Here is a 19,202-nt window from a genome sequence, read left to right on the forward strand (position 1 = left end):
TACTGAAAAGGAACAAAAAGGAACATTAGTTCGTAAATACATATCAGTCGATATAAGAAAAAAGAGTGATAAATACAATCAGATGCCCGGTTAGTATGCATAAAAACATAAATCATGGGTGCTTACAGGTTTATTATAAGGCAAAAAAATGGAATTGTTAAGGTGCATTACAGAATTTAATACCGCATATTTACTGAGACAATCCACAGCTGGAATTTAGTTTTTCATTTAAGTTGATAAATACAATAGAATCAGACCATAATTCCCATTCAGCATTTCTACTATATTATCACCTGCTGATGGTTATAAAATACAGAAGAAAAATATGGAACGACGAAATATCCGAAAGAGAAAAAGAGAGCTTTGAGTATATCGCACCCGGATACGGGATCGTACTGGAAGAATGGAATCACGATACAGACCATGTTCATGTGATGTTCCGCGCACAGCCAAAGACGGAACTCCGTAAATTCATCAATGCCTGTAAAAGTGCCGGCAGCAGACTGCTAAAGCTTCTGTCTGCTCCGTGCAGGCGGGGCGATGATTGAAACGATACGGCAGTATATAGAAAGCCAGGGTGAGAAAAATGAACCGCGCCGTAAAAATAAGGATCTATCCAGATAAAGAGCAGAGCGTTCAGATAGAGAAAACAATCGGCTGCAGCCGCTTTATCTATAACCAGATGCTTGCGGACAAGATCAGCTATTACCAGAAAGAAAAAAAGATGCTCAGGAACACACCGGCCGGATATAAGAAGGAATATCCCTGGCTGAAGGAGGTGGACTCCCTTGCCCTGGCGAATGCGCAGCTGCATCTGGAAAGTGCGTTCCGGAAGTTTTTCCGGGAACCATCCTGCGGATTTCCCCGCTATAAATCAAGAAAACATTCAAGAAATTCTTATACGACCAATGCAGTAAACGGGAATATCCTTTTGCAGGCTACCCATTTGAAGCTTCCAAAGATGTCTGCCATAAAAATAAAACTTCACCGCCAGATCCCGTCAGACTGGCAACTGAAATCTGTAACGATAAGCCGTGAGCCATCCGGGAAATATTATGCAAGTCTTTTGTTCTGCTGTGAGAACCAAACAGTGGAAAAAAGACCGGCAGAGAGATTTCTCGGGATCGATTTTGCCATGCAGGGAATGTGTGTATTTTCTACAGGAGAAAGAGCCGGGTACCCTATGTTTTACAGAAAAGCAGAGAAAAAACTTGCAAGGGAACAGAGAAAGCTTTCCCACTGTGAAAAAGGAAGCCGGAACTATCAAAAACAGAAGAAAAGGGTAGCTTTATGTCATGAAAAGATAAAGAACCAGAGAAAAGATTTCCAGCATAAGCTCAGCAGGGAGCTTGCTGAAAGATATGATGCAGTATGCGTGGAAGATCTGAACCTGCAGGGAATGTCCGGAGGGCTGCATCTTGGGAAAGGCGTGCAGGATAACGGGTATGGGCAGTTTCTGTCCATGCTGGGGTACAAACTGGAAGAGCGCGGGAAACATCTGATAAAGGTAGACCGTTATTTTGCATCGAGCAAGATCTGCAGTGTATGTGGACATAAGAAAAAGGAACTGTCATTGTCAGAGAGAGTGTATGTCTGTGAATGTGGAAACAGGATGGATCGGGATGTGAATGCAGCAGTCAACATCCGAGAAGAGGGAAAAAGGATTTATAAAGAATGTGCCTGACGGCACAAGAAAAAAATCCGTAACCGGATGAACATAAAAAACAAAACCGCGGGACACGCGGGGATAGCCTGTTTTAGCTTTGCCTTAAAAGGCAATCGAGCAGGAAGCCCCCACTTCAAAATCGTAAGATTTAAGTGGTGGGAGCATGTCACTTTTTCAAAGATACGGAACATTTCCTTCAACTTATGAGATTGTTGGATTTGACAATTCCCCTATTGCCAGTGAGGCAATCCTTCCGATCACAACCATTGGCCAACAGATTGATGTGATTGCCAAAACCGCCATGGATCTTCTGGTCCAGCAGATGGATGAGCAGAAAAAACGTGCTCCCAAACCCTTGGGCGAACCCATCCATAAACAAATTGCACCTGTATTGATCCGCCGTCATACAACAAATAACGGATGCTCCGAAAAGTCTGTAAAACAGGAGACATAAAAAATGCTAAGCCATAGGTTTTAATCTGTGGCTTAGCACTATATTTTACAGTTCAACTCCAAAAATCTGATCTTATCTCAACCTTATTATGCCGCAGTTTCAGGAGAATCCATAATGGTGGATTGATCCATACGTTTCTTATTTCTCATGCACCACCTGGAAGATGTAAAATTTTAAATAATAGGATTCATCCGCCGCCCAGAGGATGGGATGATCCGGTGCCTGGGTACGATATTCCACCTGGCGGAGACGCACATGGACACTTTTTGCCGCCTGACGGAGCATCTCCGTAAAGAGCTCATAGGTCATAAAATGAGAGCAGGAACAGGTAGCCAGATAACCGCCATCCTTTACCAGCTTCATGCCGCGCAGATTGATCTCCCGATAACCTTTGACCGCATTTTTTACGGAACTTCTGGATTTCGTGAAGGCAGGGGGATCCAGGATGACCAGATCGTATTTCTCCCCTTCCGCCTCCAGCTTCGGAAGCAGGTCAAACACATCGGCACAGAGGAATTTCACACGGTCCGAAAGACCGTTCAGTGCCGCATTCTTCTCTGCCTGATGAACGCCCAGTTCGGATGCGTCCACACCCAGCACCTCTCTGGCTCCTGCAAGACCTGCATTCAGGGCAAAGGAACCGGTATGGGTAAAGCAGTCCAGAACCTTCGCATCTTTGGCCAGACGCTGGATCGCCAGACGGTTGTATTTCTGATCCAGGAAGAAACCGGTCTTCTGTCCATCCATCACATCCACCTTATAGCGGACTCCGTTTTCCACGATCTCTACCTCCGTGTCAAATTCCGGTCCAATGAAGCCCTTTTTCTTCTCCATGCCTTCTTTTTCCCGTTCTTTTGCGTCACTTCGCTCATAGACACCGCGAATGACCACTCCATCCTCCGCCAGCACTTCTTTGAGCAGGCGCACCAGTGTTTCTTTCATCCGGTCAATGCCAAGAGCCAGAGACTGCACCACGATCACATCAGAAAACTTATCTGCCACAAACCCCGGCAGGAAATCTGCCTCACCGAAGATCAGACGGCAGCTTGATGTATCCACCGTCTTTTTCCGGTATTCCCAGGCATCTTTTACTCTCATGCGAAGAAAAGCCTCGTCGATCTCCTGGTCCTGATGACGGGTCATCATACGGATCCGGATCTTGGAATGTTCATTGATAAAGCCGCGTCCCATGGGATAACCGTCAAAATCATGCACCAGAACGATATCACCATTTTCATAGCTTCCTGTAATATTCGCAATCTCATTGTCAAAGACCCAGGCTCCGCCTGCTTTCAGGGTACGGCCTTCGCCTTTTTTTAATGTTACAACTGCCAGACTCATATTCTCCTCCATATCTTTACTGGACCTTCACTTCTCCGGCCAGTACTTTTTTATAATCCTCATAGTTTTTCTGCAGTAGTTCCGGTGTATTGAGTTCATAAGGACATTTGCTCATACACTGATTGCAGTGGAGACAGCCTTCGATCTTCTTCATCTCTGCCTGCATCTCCGGTGTCAGCCAGGCCTTGGAAGGTGCTCTTCTCAGCATCAGAGACATTCGGGCGCACTGGTTGATCATGATATCTGCCGGACATGGCATGCAATAACCACAGCCTCTGCAGAATTCACCGGTCAGTTCTTTCTGTTCTTTCTCAATGTAGGTACGCAGTTCTTCCGTCATAGCAGGCGTCTCTTCCATGAATGCAAGCCATTCCTCCAGTTCTTTTTCTTTCTGGATCCCCCAGATCGGAAGAACATTGTCAAACTGTGTCATGAAAGCCATGGCTGCTTCGGAACGGTTGATCAGACCACCTGCCAGGCCTTTCATGGCGATAAAGCCCATATTTGCTTCTTTGCATTTTTTCACCAGGGCAAGCTCTTTTTCGGAAGAAAGATAACTGAGGGGATACTGTAATGTCTCATAAAGGCCGGATTCTATGGCCTCCTCTGCAATATAAAGCTTGTGGGCTGTGATGCCGATATGACGGATCTTTCCTTCTTTTTTCAGTTCTTCCATGCACTCATACATTCCGGTACCGTCTCCCGGCCGGTAACACTGATCAGCACAGTGGAACTGGTAAATATCAATATAATCCGTCCTGAGATTTTTTAAAGAGATCTCCAGCTGTGACCTTACTTCTTCCGGTGTCTTTGCACCGGTCTTTGTGGCAATAAACACTTTTTCCCGCATACCGTCAAAAGCCTCTCCCACTTTTACCTCACTGTCGCTGTAGGCTCTCGCCGTATCAAAAAACCGCATGCCGCCCTCATAAGCCCGGCGGAGCAGCTTCACTGCCATTTCTGTACTCACGCGCTGGATCGGCAGTGCACCGAATGCATTCTGCGGCACTGTGATCCCTGTACTTCCAAGTGTGACCTGTCTCATAAAATCATCCTCCTGTTCTTAACGGAATCTTTGCTTTCGCTGAATAGATATATTTTATCATATACCGTCTGTTTTTACAGCAAAAATTCGGCGGCGTCTCCGTAGTTATTTCGTTTTTCCGGTCATTCCGTAGGCGGCCGCTCCTCCCAGAAGGCCCCCAAGGAATTTCACTGCCAGAAGCGGCACGACCATTTCCTTCTGTACACCAAAGGTAAAGCCCAGATGAGCTGCCAGTGCAGATGCGGCACAGACCAGAAAAGCTGCATTGACGATCTTGCCGCGCCGGTCCATTTCACGGATCAGGGCGATGGCCGGGACAACGCTGACGCTTCCAAGAAGAAGACCTGTCATACTGGCACTGTTCATGCCGGTCTTTTGGCCCAGCCATGTAAGAGGAACCTTCAAAAGACGCTGAAGAAGCTCTGCCATGGGAAGGCTTCCCAGCATGACGATGCCGATCGAAGACACCGTTTTCATCGCTTCACTGAGAGGTGTCATTGGAAAAGGAGCTCTCACATCCGTCATATAGATAAACGCCCCGAGGATCAGGCCAAGCGTAGACAGAAAGCGTATCGCATTCGCAAAATGCAGAAAGCCACGCACCAGCTGTTCCGGCCATCTGGAAATACCAAAGGCCAGGACAAAGCAGGCCAGAAACACCGGCAGACTCTGACGGATGGTATTTAGCGGCGTAAGACCGGTCAGCAGTCCGCCAATAAACAAAGAAACCGGCAGCATCATAAGCCCTGCCAGAATTCCTCTTGCAAAAAGAGGCCGGTCTTCTTCCGGCACCATTCCCATGCCTACCGGAATCGTAAAAGTCACCGTACAGCCCAAAGTAGCCGCCACAAGAAGTCCTGCATAAGAGGCAGCTTTCGGATCCGCTGCCAGTTCTCCTGCCAGCTGGAAACCACCCATATCAATAGCAATGATCCCTCCCAGCATAGCCGGATCCAGGCCAAGAAAATTCCAGAAGTGAACTACCGTCTTTTCAAGCAGCAGCGTCAGAAGAGGCACCAGGCAGATGATCCCTGCCATAGAAAGAGCCGTTGCCCCCAACAGTTCAAAGCCCTCCTCAAACCGTTTTCCAAGGCCAAAACGGTTTCCGAGGATCCTGTCCAGACCGCCCAGGACAGCCCCGAAAGCCATCAGCCACATGATTACCGTATTCATTTTTCTCTCTCCTCCAGACAAATCCGTAAACGCTGAAAATGGAAAAGCGCAGGCGCTTTCCATTTGTCTGAAAGCCGCATACGCTTTTCCATTTTTCTTAATACAGTTTTACACTTCTGGGAGCGATTCTCTGCATATCCTTGAGGATTGCCTCATTCGGATCAAAATAGATCAGCTCCATGCCTTTTTCCCCGTTGATCACCATACCGAAGGTCTTTGCATTTTCTTCCATGGAAGAATAATCGTGAACCTTCAGGTCTTTCCGGTTACGGAAGGAATCCAGCTCATGGGAATTTCTCGGAGCAACAAGCTCCACTTTTTTCATGTCGTAGCTTCCCACTCTTTTTCTCTTCTGCTTGGACATGATCTTGTCGATGTCCAATTCACCGTTCACATAGAGGTATTCGTACTCCAGATCCAGCGCCGGCAGTTTGAAGTAATCCACAACGCCCATAACGATCGCCGGAATCAGAATGATCGGGTTAAATAAGATTCCGCCCAGTACAAAGATCACGGTAACTCCGATCATCAGCGCCTTCAGCAGAGTATCTGTGGATGTCTTCTTTTTCTTTACGAGTAATTCTATATACAGATCGCTCATAAATTTGTTCCTCCTTTATTATCTGTTTACTCATCCATGCTGATCTTTCTTTCGCAAACATCAGCCGCTTTTTTTATTATAACTCTTTTTTTCATCGAAGGGAAGCAAAGAATTATAAACTTACCGTTAATTCAGAAAGGTTCAAAAAGACCGCCGCCCCAAAAAGGGCGACGGTCTTCGTCACGGTCTGTCTTGTTTCCGACAGGAATTACATCATTCCCATTCCGCCTGCAGCACCTGCGGGAGCTGCCGGAACCGGCTCTTTGATGGCTGCTACTACAGACTCGGTGGTCAGGAAGGTAGAAGCAACGCTGGTTGCGTTCTGCAGAGCGCTTCTGGTAACTTTGGCCGGATCCAGGATACCTGCATCTACCATGTTTACATACTCTTCCTTGTAAGCATCAAATCCCATGCCAACCTCGGATTCTCTTACTTTATTGATGATAACAGCGCCTTCCAGACCTGCATTTGCAGAAATCTGATACAGCGGAGCCTCCAGAGCTTTCAGGACAACCTTGGCACCGGTCTTCTCATCACCTTCCAGTTTGGTTACCAGCTCGGCAACAGATTTGGAAGCGTGGATGTAAGCAGAACCACCACCGGATACGATACCTTCCTCTACAGCTGCTCTGGTTGCGTTCAGAGCATCCTCCATACGGAGTTTTGCTTCTTTCATCTCTGTCTCGGTAGCAGCGCCTACACGGATAACAGCTACGCCGCCAGCCAGTTTTGCCAGTCTCTCCTGGAGTTTCTCTTTATCGAACTCAGAAGTGGTCTCTTCGATTCTTGCTTTGATCTGAGCCACACGATCCTGAATGTTTTTCTTATCGCCTGCACCGTCAACGATAACCGTCGTCTCTTTCTGGACTTTTACAGATTTTGCTCTTCCCAGCTGATCCAGAGTGGTATCTTTCAGCTCAAGACCAAGCTCCTCGGAGATCACGGTACCACCGGTCAGGATTGCGATATCCTGCAGCATTTCTTTTCTTCTGTCGCCGTAGCCCGGTGCCTTCACACCTACTACCTGCAGAGTACCACGCAGTTTGTTCATGATCAGAGTGGTCAGAGCCTCGCCCTCGATATCCTCAGCGATGATCAGAAGCTTCTTGCCGGACTGTACGATCTGCTCCAGAAGCGGCAGGACTTCCTGAATGTTGGAGATCTTCTTGTCAGTGATCAGGATGTACGGATCATCCAGGATTGCTTCCATTTTCTCCATATCTGTGGACATATAAGCGGAGATGTAACCTCTGTCGAACTGCATACCTTCTACCAGGTCAAGCTCGGTCTTCATGGTTTTGCTCTCCTCGATGGTGATCACGCCGTCGCTGGAAACTTTCTCCATAGCATCTGCTACCATATTTCCAACTTCGTCATCACCTGCAGAGATTGCTGCTACTCTTGCCATCTGAGCTTTGCCGTTTACTTTGCTGCTCATTTTTGCGATAGCTTCTACTGCACACTCGGTTGCTTTCTTCATACCTTTACGAAGAACGATGGGGTTTGCACCTGCCTCCAGGTTTTTCATACCCTCACGGATCATTGCCTGTGCAAGAACGGTTGCAGTTGTGGTACCGTCACCGGCTACATCGTTGGTCTTGGTGGCTACTTCTTTTACCAGCTGAGCTCCCATGTTCTCGAAAGCATCCTCAAGCTCTACCTCTTTTGCAATGGTAACACCATCGTTGGTGATGAGCGGAGCGCCGTACTGTTTGTCAAGAACTACGTTTCTTCCTTTGGGTCCAAGCGTTACCTTTACGGTATCTGCCAGTTTATCCACACCTGCTGCAAGAGCTTTTCTTGCGTCTGTTCCATATTTAATGTCTTTAGCCATGATGAATTTCCTCCTTCTATTACTCTACGATAGCCAGAATGTCGTTCTGTTTTACGATAATATACTCTTCGTCATCGAGTTTTACCTCGTTGCCTGAGTATTTGGAATAGATCACTTTGTCGCCAACCTTTACCTGCATGGTAACTTCTTTTCCGTCAACCATTCCGCCCGGTCCTACTGCTACGACCTCAGCCTCCTGGGGTTTCTCCTGGGATTTTGCTGCAAGGATGATTCCGGATTTTGTTGTCTCTTCTGCTTCAAACTGTTTTAATACAACTCTGTCGCCTAAAGGTACTAACTTCATAATATATTCCTCCTTAATAATATGCACTCTCATTTGTGTTATTAGCACTCACTTTTATCGAGTGCTAACCGTTGACCTTATATTAGTGAAAAAGTGGAAAATGTGCAAACCGGATTATATTTGTCAATCTTTACTGTTTCTAAAATTATCTTCTATTTTCTTCTGTTTTCTCTTGTTTTTATATGTTTTTGTTTTTTCAATCAAAAAGGTGTTATCCTGTGATACAAAAAAACACCGCATCAGTTTTTCCTGATGCAGTGCTTCTTTCGTAATCATTATTTCTTCTGTTTCTTGATCTCAGCCAGTTCATCAAAGACCACGTCATTGAGGACTTTGATGTAAGTGCCTTTCATTCCGCTGGAACGGGATTCAATGACACCGGCACTCTCAAATTTCCGGAGTGCATTGACGATAACGGAACGGGTGATGCCCACGCGGTCCGCGATCTTGCTGGCTACCAGAATGCCTTCCATACCATCCAGCTCATCAAAGATATGGATGATGGCTTCCAGCTCGGAGAAGGAAAGCGTATTGATGGCAGATTTTACGATCTGGATCTTACGGTTTTCCTCTGCATTCTCTTCATGAACGGAACGCATCATCTCCAGGCCCACAACCGTGGTGCCATACTCACTTAAGATGATATCGTCGATCTCATACTGGCTGTTGCTCTTATACATAAAAACAGTTCCAAGGCGCTCGCCGGCAATATCGATGGGATTGATGATCGCCTGATACTGCTTGATATTATCGCCCACAAAACCGAGAGTCTCCAGATTTACATTTTCTTTTGTGGAAAGGACTCCCAGAAGACGCTCATTCAGCATGGGATCAATGTAACCACCCACTTCATCATCGATGAGTTCTTTGATCTCATCCACTCCAGGACAAAGGCTGACACCAAGGACTTTTCCTTTCCGGCTGATCACCAGAATGTTCGAATCCAGGATCTCTGTCAAAACCTGGCATATATCGTTGAAAACGACTTTACTGGAATTGTTGTTATGCAAAAGCTTATTGATTTTCCTTGTCTTGTCTAATAACTGTACGCTCATCTTTTCCTCCTTGCCTGGTGAATAATTGCTCGAAAAGGGCTAAAAATGCAACTGTTATCAAAATAACATAGCTTTTTCTTCACTATAGCACAGAGTTTTCAGAATTGCAATGTTTATCTGAAAAATTACTAAATTATTCTAACTGTTCAGAACCACCTCCAAAATGCTACGCATTTCGTCGGTGCGGCGTATCCGCCGAATAGATTTCCATGTAAAAGTGTTCATTCATGCAAGCATGATTCACACTTTTGCATGAAAATCTGCTTGGCTCTGAACAGTTACAAATTATTTATTTTCAACATAATTGCAGGCTTCTCCGGGACAAACCAGCTTATTTCCTTTTTCTACCAGCATAGTACCGCATTTCGGACACAGTTTACCGGAGGGTTTCTGCCAGGACATGTAATCGCAGTCCGGATTGTCCTCACAGCCATAATACTTTCTGCCCTTTTTGGTCTTGCGGATAACAATATCCTTGCCGCATTTCGGGCAGGCAACGCCGATCTTCTCCAGATAAGGCTTGGTATTTTTACACTCGGGGAATCCGGGGCAGGCAAGAAACTTTCCATGAGGACCGTATTTGATCACCATGTTCCTGCCGCATTTGTCACAGATCACATCCGTAACTTCATCTTCGATTTTTACATGCTCCAGCTCTTTTTCCGCTTTTTTCACAAGTTCATCCAGATCCGGGTAGAAATTTCTGATAACGGTTTTCCATTTTACCGTTCCTTCTTCGACTTTATCAAGAAGGGCTTCCAGATAGGCGGTGAAATTCACATCCACAATGCTGGGGAATGCCTGTTTCATGATGGAATTGACCACCTCTCCAAGCTCTGTCATATAGAGATTTTTGTTCTCCTTGGCTACATAGCGGCGGGCAATGATGGTCGTGATGGTCGGCGCATAGGTACTTGGCCGGCCGATTCCCAGTTCTTCCAGTGTCTTTACCAGGGCAGCCTCTGTATAGTGAGCCGGCGGCTGGGTAAAATGCTGTTCCGGATGGAATTCTTTTAAGTTCAGGACCGTATCTGTACCGATGCCTTTTAAGAGTACATTGTTCTCTTCTTTTTCTGCGGAATCATCCACATAAACGGACATGAATCCATCGAAGGAAAGACGGGATGCAGACACATGGAAATGATACTCGCCTGCCTGGATCTTTACCTGGGTGGTCTCATAAACCGCATTTGCCATGCGGCTTGCAGTGAAACGCTTCCAGATCAGCTGATACAGGCGGAACTGGTCACGGCTCAAGGATTCTTTCACCAGAACCGGTGTCCTGCTGATATCGGAAGGACGGATCGCCTCATGCGCATCCTGGATCTTCTTGGTCCCCTTCTTCGCCTCGTTGTTTCCTTCGGCAACATAATTTTCTCCGTAATTTTCACTGACATAGGTCCGTGCTGCCTGATCAGCCTCTTCAGAGATACGTGTGGAATCCGTACGCAGGTATGTGATCAGACCAACGGTTCCATTGCCCTTGATATCCACGCCTTCATAAAGCTGCTGGGCGATCCGCATGGTTTTCTGGGTGGAGAAGTTCAGAACCTTGGAGGCCTCCTGCTGCAGGGTACTGGTAGTAAAGGGAAGGGGGGCTTTCTTGACACGCTCTCCCTTTTTCACATCACAGACCTGATACTCGGCATTTTCAAGCTTCGCAAGGATCTCCTTCACCTCTTCCTCGTTGTGAAGAAGCATTTTCTTCTTATCTGTTCCGTAAAATTTGGCTTTCAGAGGCTTTTTCTCACCCGGAACGGTAAAATCCGCATCCAGGCTCCAGTACTCCTCCGGAATAAAGGAGTTGATCTCATCCTCTCTGTCTGCAATGATCCTGAGAGCCACAGACTGTACACGCCCCGCACTCAGACCTCTCTTGACCTTGGCCCATAGAAGCGGACTGATGCGATACCCCACCATACGGTCCAGGATCCGGCGTGCCTGCTGGGCATTGACCAGATTCATATCGATCTCTCTGGCATGCTTCAGAGAATCCTTTACCGCATTTTTTGTGATCTCGTTAAAGGTGATACGGTTCATTTTGCTGTCGTCCAGCTTCAGGGCCTGTGCCAGATGCCAGGAAATGGCTTCTCCTTCACGGTCCGGGTCAGTTGCGAGATACACTTTGTCCGCTTTCTTCGCAGACTTACGAAGGGAGGCAAGAATGTCTCCCTTTCCTCTGATGGTGATATATTTCGGTTCATAGTCATTTTCCACGTCCACTCCCAGCTGGCTTTTGGGAAGATCCCTCACATGACCGTTGGATGCAGCCACCTCGTAATTGCTGCCTAAGAATTTTTTGATCGTTTTTACTTTTGTCGGTGACTCTACGATCACAAGATATTTTGCCATGAACAATTCCTCCGTGCGACGCGGCAGAAAGCAAAATTCCTGTGGATTCCCCGCGTCATTTTCTATAATAATACCTGGTTTTTTCTTCGATCAGATCCATAAGTTCCAGGGAAAGCAGAGCTGTGAGAACCGCCTCCCGCGAAAGACCGGTCTCCATCCGTATGGCTTCCAGACTTTTCCCCCGGAAATCTACACAACTATAAACCATACTTTCTGTTTTTTCAAGTGTCAAATCGTTTTTTCTGAAATTTTCATAATTTCTGTTTGTGAGCCCGAGTTCTGAAAGAAAGCCTTCCAGAGAACAGAAAACGCCTGCTCCCTGACTGATCAGCCGGTTGCAGCCCTGGCTTAAAGGATCCTCGATCCGGCCCGGGACCGCATAAACATCCTTTCCCTGCTCCAGTGCATAATCAGCTGTGATGAGGGAACCGCTCTTCAATCTGGCCTCCACCACCAGCACCGCATCGGAAAGACCGGAAATGATCCGGTTCCGGTATGGAAAATGCCATGCCACAGGTGGTGTCCCCGGCGGATATTCCGAGAGAAGCCCTCCCTTGTTTTCCAGCATCCGGTAAAGTCCGGCATTGTGCCGCGGATAGCAGATGTCCGGTCCGCAGCCAAGGACCGCATAGCTCTCTCCTCCTGCCATAAGGGCTGCTTCCTGTGCCGCGCCGTCAATCCCGGACGCCATGCCTGAGATCACCGGGATCCCTTCTTCTGCCAGGGCCCCTGCCGTTTCTTTTGCAAGGGAAAGCCCTGCATGACTGGCCCAGCGGGCTCCCACGACAGCTGCCGCCTGCACTTCTTTTTTCTCTTTTTCAAAATGCGGAAGCCTGCCTCTGACAAAAAGACCACAGGGCGGATGATGGATCTCCTTCAGCCGTGCCGGGTACGCTTCATGCTCTCTGGAATAAAAAACGATCCCTTTTTCCGTCATTTCCTTTTCCTCACGCTGAAGCTCTTCTTCTGTCCGGCTTACAAGAAGCGCCGCCCTTGCCGGTTCACTTAAAAACTCTGCTTTCTCCACTTTTTCCCGTGGTGCTATAAACATATTTTCCGGTGTTCCAAAATATTCCAGACATTTTTCCCGCTGTTCCGGAAGGATCTTTGTCTGATACATAAACCATCTCCAGTACGGTTCCATAAATACTCCTCCTTTACCCCCAGTATTTTTCATCTGCTGCCCGAAAGGCTGCCGCTTCCGCCAGATGTTTCTTCCTGATCTTTTCGCTTTCATCCATATCTGCCAGTGTACGGGCCACCTTTAACAGCCGGTGACAGCTTCTGGCAGTCAACGAAAATTTCCGATACATTCCTTCCAGGATTTTTTCCTCTTCCGTTCCCAGAACGCAATATTTCTGAACCCCTGCAGAATCCAGATCTCCGTTGAAACGGTAAGGCGTCCCCTCATATCGTTGAAGCTGAAGCTTCTGGACCCTTTCCACCCTGCTCCGGATGGCAGCGGAGTTTTCTTCCTGCGCTTCTTCTCTTTCTTTTTTCCAAAGCTCTTCAAACGGGATCCTTGACATCTCTGCGCTGAGATCCATCCGGTCCAGAAGCGGACGGCTGATCCGGTGCAGATATCCGTGGATCTCCCTTTCGGTACAGGTGCAGCGCTGCATATCCGGATAATAGCCGCATTTACAAGGATTCATGGCTGCAAGAAGAAGAAAATCCGCCGGAAATTCTTCCGAATAATTACTGCGGCTGATGAGGATCTTCCGGTTTTCCAGCGGCTGACGGAGCACTTCCAGTGCAATACGCGGGAATTCCGGCAGTTCATCCAGAAAAAGGATGCCTCGATGAGCCAGGCTGATCTCCCCGGGCCGCGGGATCCGGCCGCCCCCGGACAATGCCTGCGGCGTGATCGTATGATGCGGTGCCCGGAAAGGCCGCTCCGTCACCAGCGGATGCTCCGTATTCAAAAGGCCGGCGACGCTGTAGATGGAAGAGATCTCCAGCACTTCCTCTCTGGAAAGCCCCGGAAGGATCGAAGGGATCCGGCTGGCCAGCATGGATTTTCCGCTGCCCGGAGGTCCGATCAGAAGCAGGTTGTGAAAACCGGAAACAGCAATTTCTGCTGCTCTCCGCGCCTCCTGCTGCCCACGGATATCCCGGAAATCCGGTCCCGTATATGAGGGCACGGTAAAGGAAGCCTGTTTTTTGATAGAAACCGTTTTCCAATTGTTCTGCGTTCCGAGAAAAGAAACGGCTTCCCTGAGTGTTTTCACACCGATCACCGGAAGAATCCCCGCGTATTCCGCCTCTTTTACATTGTCCCAGGGAACCATACAGGCCTTGCAGCCTTCTTTTTTCGCCTCCAGCACCACCGGAAGGATCCCGCTGACGGGACAGACCTCCCCGTTCAGCCCCAGTTCTCCCACCACCAACAGGCCTTCTGTCTGTTTTTCCTCCAGAAGCCCGTAAGCCGAAAGGATGGTCAGTGCCACCGGAAGATCAAAAAAATTTCCTTCCTTTTTAAAACCGGCCGGTGCCAGATTCACTGTAATCTTCTTCGGTTCCAGTGCAAACCCGCTGTTTTTCAGAGCCGTCCGGACACGATCCATGGTTTCTCTGACCTGGCCTGCCAGATACCCCACCATCACCGCTCCCGGAAGCCCATTGCTCACATCTGCCTCCACACGGATTTTCCGGGCGGTGAGCCCGAAAACGGACGCAGAAAGAATACTGCTGTACAACCGTCATACCTCCTCTTATCCTTTTCAGAACCGCATAACAAAAACACCGGTCACTTCCCAAGCTCCAGTACAGGATTCTGAACTTTTTTATTTTCATATCTTTGTGATAAATCCGGCAGAACTGCCATGAAAGAACAGGAGAAGAACATCTCCCGATATTTTTATCATACCTCACCGATGCGAAATGTGCAAGCATCTTTTTTGCGAAACCTCCGGCCATGCAGCCGGAAGCTCCGCCCTACAGTCCTTCGTCAGAATCCAGACGATTTTTTAATTTCCTCAATGCTCCCTTTTCAATCCGGGAAACATAGGACCTCGAAATATGAAGCTTTTCCGCAATCTCCCTCTGTGTCTTTTCTTCCGACCCAAACATACCGTATCGGAGTATCAGTACTCTTTTTTCCCTTTCCGTCAGCGTTTCATCAAAAATTTCATACAGCTTTTTCAGACTTTTCCGGAAATCCATGGCTTCTGCGATATCTCCGTCACTGCTTTCCAGAATATCCAGAAGTGTGATCTCATTCCCTTCCTTATCGGTGCCGATGGGCTCATAAAGAGAAACTTCCCGGCCGCCTTTCTTTCTGGAACGAAAGAGCATGAGAAGCTCATTTGCTATCCTCACATGAAGGCATTTTTTCTTCCTCTTCCCGGTAAAGGATCCTTGCAGAAGCTCCGTCCCATTCCACCCGGCGGATCTGTTCACGCACCAGTTTTCTTTTTTCTTCCAGAGAAAAACCTGCTACTCCCGGATCGTTTTTCTGTAATGTCTCCATAATTTCCAGATCCAGCCTGTTTCCCATTGCGTTTTTCCTGTCACAGCAGGCCTTGCGGCTCCGTTCCTTCAGGCTGCAAATGTACGTATAGACCCGTTTTCCCTGTGCATCTTTTCTCTCCGTAAGCTTCGGATACATCCGGTTTCCGCAGGAACAAAAAAGAACACCCGTCAGCAGTGCTTCATTGCTCCGCGGTCTCCCATATGCCTTGGAAGCATTTCTTTCCAGCGTTTCCTGTACAGAGATCCAGATGCTTCCCGGAATCATTCCTGTATGAGAACCGACGGCTGCGATCCACTCTTTCATTGGAAGAAATTTCGTTTTTTTTCCTTTTTCCTGTCGGGTTCTGTTATAAACCATCATTCCATGACAACCATCAAATTTTTCTTTTGGAGAAGAAAGTTCCGTTCCTGCTTTTGTAAAATAATCCCAGGCTGCCGAATCTGCTATCAGATAGACCGGATTCTGCAAAATGGCTTTTATAGAAAAACGGGTAAAAGCTCCGCCGTTTTTCGTCTGCATCCCTTTTTCCATAAGATCCGCTTCCGTTTGTGCCAGCGACCCAAAATACAAATACCTTTCATAAATCTGACGAACGAGTTCCGCCTCCTGCGGGATCAGTTTCAGACGACAGCTTTTTCTCTGTTTTCCATCCAGTGAAAGAGTCGTTACCGCCTCTGAAGCATACCCGGTCGGTGTCATCCCGCCAAGCCACCGGCCACTTCTGGCAAGCTCATGCATGTTGTCCCGGATCCTTTCAGCGATAGTCTCCCGCTCCAGCTGTGAGAAAACAGACGCGATGTACATCATGGCCCGCCCCAGTGGTGTGGCCGTATCAAACTGCTCCCGGATGGAAATGAAAGCCGTATCCAATCTGGAAAGCTCTTCGATGAGCCCTGCAAAATCCCCGATGTTCCTGCTGATCCGATCCAGGCGATATACGACAATTGCCCGGCATTTTCTTTTTCGAACGGCTTCCATCATTGCCAAAAAACCAGGACGGTTCAGGTTTCCGCCAGAAAACCCTTCATCCTCATAGATATCCGTCTCCCCCAGTGCCTTTTCTCCATAATGAAGCCGTATGTATTCCCGGCAAAGTTCGATCTGATTCCCCACACTTTCCCCTTTTCCGGTAAAACGGGACTTCCGTGAATAAATGGCAATGCCTCGTTCCATAGAAAGTTCCACCTGCTTTTTACAATTCCTTCTTTATCAATCTATCCCTGTTTTTCAATTATAGAAGGATGTTTGAGTCAAAAGGTCTTTTACGGCATAAAAAAAACAGGCATACCGTCTTTGAAAAGACAGATACACCTGCTTGTTATGGATTCAGCGTAAAGGCAGAACATCGCCGGGTGACAGAGCCAGAAACGGCGGCATGCTTCTTCCCAGACGGTTCCAGGTCTCTTTTTCCAGTTTCCACCAGATCCCCGGACTGTTTTCTTTTGTATGAAAGATCACATTGATCTCAAAGGGTGCTTCCGTTTCCTGAAAATCCAGAGGACGGAACAGGTTGACTTCTTTTTCCGGTTCTTCCGGCACATAGAAATAATGTGCCCGGATCCCTGCATACTGCACATCCTCCGGCACCGGCTGTTCTGTCATAAGCCTCAGTCCAAGACCGGTAAGTTCCAGCTCATGAGGACCTTTTTTTTCCGCTTTCAGAAGGTTTTTGCAGCCTGTCATCCGGGCGGTCTCCAGGTACGCCGGATTCCGGAAAAGCGCCTCTGTACGCCCTCTTTCCACCTGAAGGCCTTCCTTGACGACCATGAGCTCCGGGCAGATTTTGTAAGCCTCATCCCGGCTGTGTGTGACAAGGATCACATCTCCGGAATAATCCTGGAGAAGCTCCAGTAGTTCCAGAAGCAGCTGCTCCTTCAGATAGGCATCCAAAGCAGAAAACGGTTCGTCCAGAAGGAGCACATCCGGCCGGTACGCCATGATCCGTGCCAGGGCTGTCCTCTGCTTCTGCCCTCCGGAAAGCTGGGACGGATATTTCTTTTCCAGCCCTGTCAGATGAAATTTTTCGATCATCCGGCAAACCTGCTCTTGTTTTTCTTTCTTCGGAAGGATAAGACCTGCTCCCACATTCTCTGCCACGGTCATGTTCGGAAAAAGGGCAAAATCCTGAAAAAGATATCCGACTCGCCGTTTCTGCGGCTTCAGGTCGATCTTTTTTTCCGAATCAAAAAGGGTCCGGCCATTGAGGATGATCTTTCCTTCATCCGGCCTCAGGATCCCCGCGATGCATTTGAGCGTCATACTTTTTCCGCAGCCTGAGGCTCCCAGGATGCCAAGAGGACCTTTGTCCAGATCAAAGCAGACATTCAGACTGAAATCTTTCCAGCTTTTCCGGATATCCACCTGCAGACTCATGACTTTTTCCCCTTTCTGTTCCGTTTCTCCCTCAGAGCAAAGTAGTTCAGCAAAACCACTGCCAGGAAAGAAACCAGTACGATCACCAGAACATATTTTCCGGCGGTTTCAAAATCGCCGGCGACCACAGCAGAATAAACCGCCAGGGGCAGCGTCCTTGTTTTTCCCATGATATTTCCGGCAATCATCGCGGTTGCTCCGAATTCTCCAAGCCCTCTTGCAAAAGCCAGCACAGCTCCGCCGGCAATTCCCGGGAAGCAGGCCGGAAGAGCTACTCTAAAAAAGATCTTCCACTCAGAAAAACCAAGGGTTCTGGCCGCATAGATGAGATTTTCATCCACCTGCTCCAGTGCTCCTCTGGCCGAACGGTACATCAGCGGAAAAGCAATGACCGTGGCTGCCAGAACGGTAGCGCCGAAAGAAAACGGGATCTTTACTCCGAAATACTCCAGAAAAAACAGACCAACTGGCCGCTTTACGCCGAAAAGATAGAGTAGAAAATAGCCGGCTACCGTAGGCGGCAGCACAAGCGGCAGCGTCAGAAGGCCATCCAGAACTATTTTCAGTCCTTCACTTTTCAGATTCACTACCCACTGTGCTGCCAGCAATCCCAGAAAAAACACAAAGATCATGGTGAGGGATGCTGTTTTCAGAGAAATGACAAGCGGCGACCAGTCGATCATTCGCTGACTTCCTCAGAAGCCGCGTTTGTCTCCGTTTCCGTTTCCGTCTCTTCTGCTTCTTTATACGGTGTGAAACCGTATTCCTCAAAGATTTCTCCTGCTTCCTCAGACTGAAGGAAAGTAAGAAAGGCTTCCGCTTCTTCGCTGTGCTCCGTTCTTTCCAGAATAGCCGCCGGATAAATGACCGGTTTTTCAAGACTTCCTTCGGGTGCTTCTGCTTTGACCTCCACATCTTCTGCTCTGGCTGCCGCATCGGTAGCGTAAACCACACCTGCATCTGCGCTTCCTTCTGCCACCCAGTTCAAAACTTCTGTCACATTGGTTCCGAAGCTTGCTTTTGCAGAAACCGCATCCCAGAGATCCAGACTGGTAAGTGCTTCCTTGGCATACTGCCCTGCCGGTACACTGGCCGGATCTCCCAGTGCAATGGTATCTGCTTTTACCAGATCTTCAAAGCTGTTTATTTCCAGATCGGAATCCTTTGGAACAATGGCTACGATCTTGTTTTCCAGAAGCTTCTTTTCGCTGTCTTCCTTTATATATCCCTCTTCCGTCAGTGCATTCATCTGTTTGGTTGCTGCGGAAAAGAAAAGATCTGCTTCCATGCCTTCCTCGATCTGCGTCTGCAGTTTTCCGGAACTGTCATAGGAGCCTTCCACTTTAACACCAGGATTCTGCCCTTCAAAAAGCGGGATCAGTTTTTCTTCCATAGAATACTCCAGACTGGCTGCTGCTGCAATCAGAAGGGTTACTTCTCCTTCTGTTTCATTGGCTGCCAGAGCCGGAACGGTAAGGCTCATGGTCATAATACCTGCAAGGATCGCTGCGATCTGTCTTTTTTTCATG

At 48.0% G+C, this 19,202-nt stretch carries 16 protein-coding genes and 2 pseudogenes; 3 read left to right on the forward strand and 15 right to left on the reverse strand.

All coding sequences use genetic code 11. The features are described 5' to 3' along the window. Window positions 1-245 precede the first annotated feature (245 nt). From tnpA to DXA57_RS05165, 3 genes and pseudogenes are all read left to right on the forward strand, one after another. Window positions 246-624: pseudogene (tnpA, locus tag DXA57_RS05155) on the forward strand (IS200/IS605 family transposase). Beyond that, complete coding sequence (locus tag DXA57_RS05160; RefSeq protein WP_117765294.1) at window positions 587-1,684, forward strand: RNA-guided endonuclease TnpB family protein; 1,098 nt, start codon at window positions 587-589, stop codon at window positions 1,682-1,684. The pseudogene tnpA and the gene DXA57_RS05160 overlap by 38 nt, the downstream one beginning before the upstream one ends. Window positions 1,685-1,835: 151 nt before the next feature. After that, window positions 1,836-2,120, forward strand: a pseudogene (locus tag DXA57_RS05165) (substrate-binding domain-containing protein); the annotation flags it as partial. A 138-nt stretch (window positions 2,121-2,258) separates the two neighbouring features. On the opposite strand, the gene DXA57_RS05170 reads toward DXA57_RS05165, so the two are convergent. The 15 genes from DXA57_RS05170 to modA form a co-directional block, all read right to left on the reverse strand. Beyond that, window positions 2,259-3,461 carry a class I SAM-dependent rRNA methyltransferase gene (locus DXA57_RS05170; protein ID WP_117765296.1) on the reverse strand — a complete coding sequence of 401 codons (1,203 nt, stop codon included), beginning with the start codon at window positions 3,459-3,461 and terminating at the stop codon, window positions 2,259-2,261. Window positions 3,462-3,477: 16 nt separating this feature from the next. Beyond that, window positions 3,478-4,506, reverse strand: coding sequence for an aldo/keto reductase (locus tag DXA57_RS05175; RefSeq protein ID WP_117765298.1), 1,029 nt, complete (start codon window positions 4,504-4,506; stop codon window positions 3,478-3,480). A gap of 105 nt (window positions 4,507-4,611) precedes the next feature. Next, window positions 4,612-5,679, reverse strand: coding sequence for an ethanolamine utilization protein EutH (locus DXA57_RS05180; protein WP_117765300.1), 1,068 nt, complete (start codon window positions 5,677-5,679; stop codon window positions 4,612-4,614). A 97-nt stretch (window positions 5,680-5,776) separates the two neighbouring features. Beyond that, window positions 5,777-6,280, reverse strand: coding sequence for a DUF6106 family protein (locus DXA57_RS05185; RefSeq protein WP_117765302.1), 504 nt, complete (start codon window positions 6,278-6,280; stop codon window positions 5,777-5,779). Between the two features lie 208 nt (window positions 6,281-6,488). Continuing rightward, entirely contained in the window at window positions 6,489-8,114 is a 1,626-nt protein-coding gene (gene groL / locus DXA57_RS05190) for a chaperonin GroEL (RefSeq protein WP_117765304.1), read from the reverse strand. Between the two features lie 19 nt (window positions 8,115-8,133). Next, a complete protein-coding gene (locus DXA57_RS05195; RefSeq protein ID WP_117765306.1) occupies window positions 8,134-8,418 on the reverse strand; it encodes a co-chaperone GroES in 285 nt (94 codons plus the stop codon). A 275-nt stretch (window positions 8,419-8,693) separates the two neighbouring features. Continuing rightward, a complete protein-coding gene (codY, locus tag DXA57_RS05200) occupies window positions 8,694-9,473 on the reverse strand; it encodes a GTP-sensing pleiotropic transcriptional regulator CodY (RefSeq protein ID WP_117765308.1) in 780 nt (259 codons plus the stop codon). Between the two features lie 285 nt (window positions 9,474-9,758). Next, window positions 9,759-11,825, reverse strand: a complete 2,067-nt coding sequence (gene topA / locus DXA57_RS05205) for a type I DNA topoisomerase (protein ID WP_117765310.1) — start codon at window positions 11,823-11,825, stop codon at window positions 9,759-9,761. Window positions 11,826-11,880: 55 nt separating this feature from the next. Next, a complete protein-coding gene (gene dprA, locus DXA57_RS05210) occupies window positions 11,881-12,969 on the reverse strand; it encodes a DNA-processing protein DprA (RefSeq protein WP_158571237.1) in 1,089 nt (362 codons plus the stop codon). A gap of 13 nt (window positions 12,970-12,982) precedes the next feature. Next, window positions 12,983-14,524 (reverse strand): YifB family Mg chelatase-like AAA ATPase, encoded by a 1,542-nt coding sequence (locus tag DXA57_RS05215; protein WP_117765314.1) that lies wholly within the window; start codon window positions 14,522-14,524, stop codon window positions 12,983-12,985. Window positions 14,525-14,762: 238 nt separating this feature from the next. Then, a complete protein-coding gene (locus tag DXA57_RS05220) occupies window positions 14,763-15,146 on the reverse strand; it encodes a sigma-70 family RNA polymerase sigma factor (protein WP_243005711.1) in 384 nt (127 codons plus the stop codon). Then, window positions 15,130-16,473, reverse strand: a complete 1,344-nt coding sequence (locus tag DXA57_RS05225) for a recombinase family protein (RefSeq protein WP_117765316.1) — start codon at window positions 16,471-16,473, stop codon at window positions 15,130-15,132. Before DXA57_RS05225 ends, DXA57_RS05220 begins: the two co-directional genes overlap by 17 nt. A 153-nt stretch (window positions 16,474-16,626) precedes the next feature. Then, entirely contained in the window at window positions 16,627-17,673 is a 1,047-nt protein-coding gene (locus DXA57_RS05230; protein WP_117765318.1) for a sulfate/molybdate ABC transporter ATP-binding protein, read from the reverse strand. After that, the gene (modB, locus tag DXA57_RS05235; protein ID WP_117765481.1) at window positions 17,670-18,353 is read right to left on the reverse strand and encodes a molybdate ABC transporter permease subunit; all 684 of its coding nucleotides are present in this window, start codon (window positions 18,351-18,353) and stop codon (window positions 17,670-17,672) included. The genes DXA57_RS05230 and modB overlap by 4 nt, the downstream gene beginning before the upstream one ends. Beyond that, entirely contained in the window at window positions 18,353-19,201 is an 849-nt protein-coding gene (gene modA / locus DXA57_RS05240; RefSeq protein WP_117765320.1) for a molybdate ABC transporter substrate-binding protein, read from the reverse strand. Before modA ends, modB begins: the two co-directional genes overlap by 1 nt. Window position 19,202: the final 1 nt, after the last annotated feature.

Origin of the sequence: Blautia sp. OF03-15BH (assembly GCF_003463065.1) — a bacterium.
GTDB lineage: Bacteria > Bacillota > Clostridia > Lachnospirales > Lachnospiraceae > Limivivens.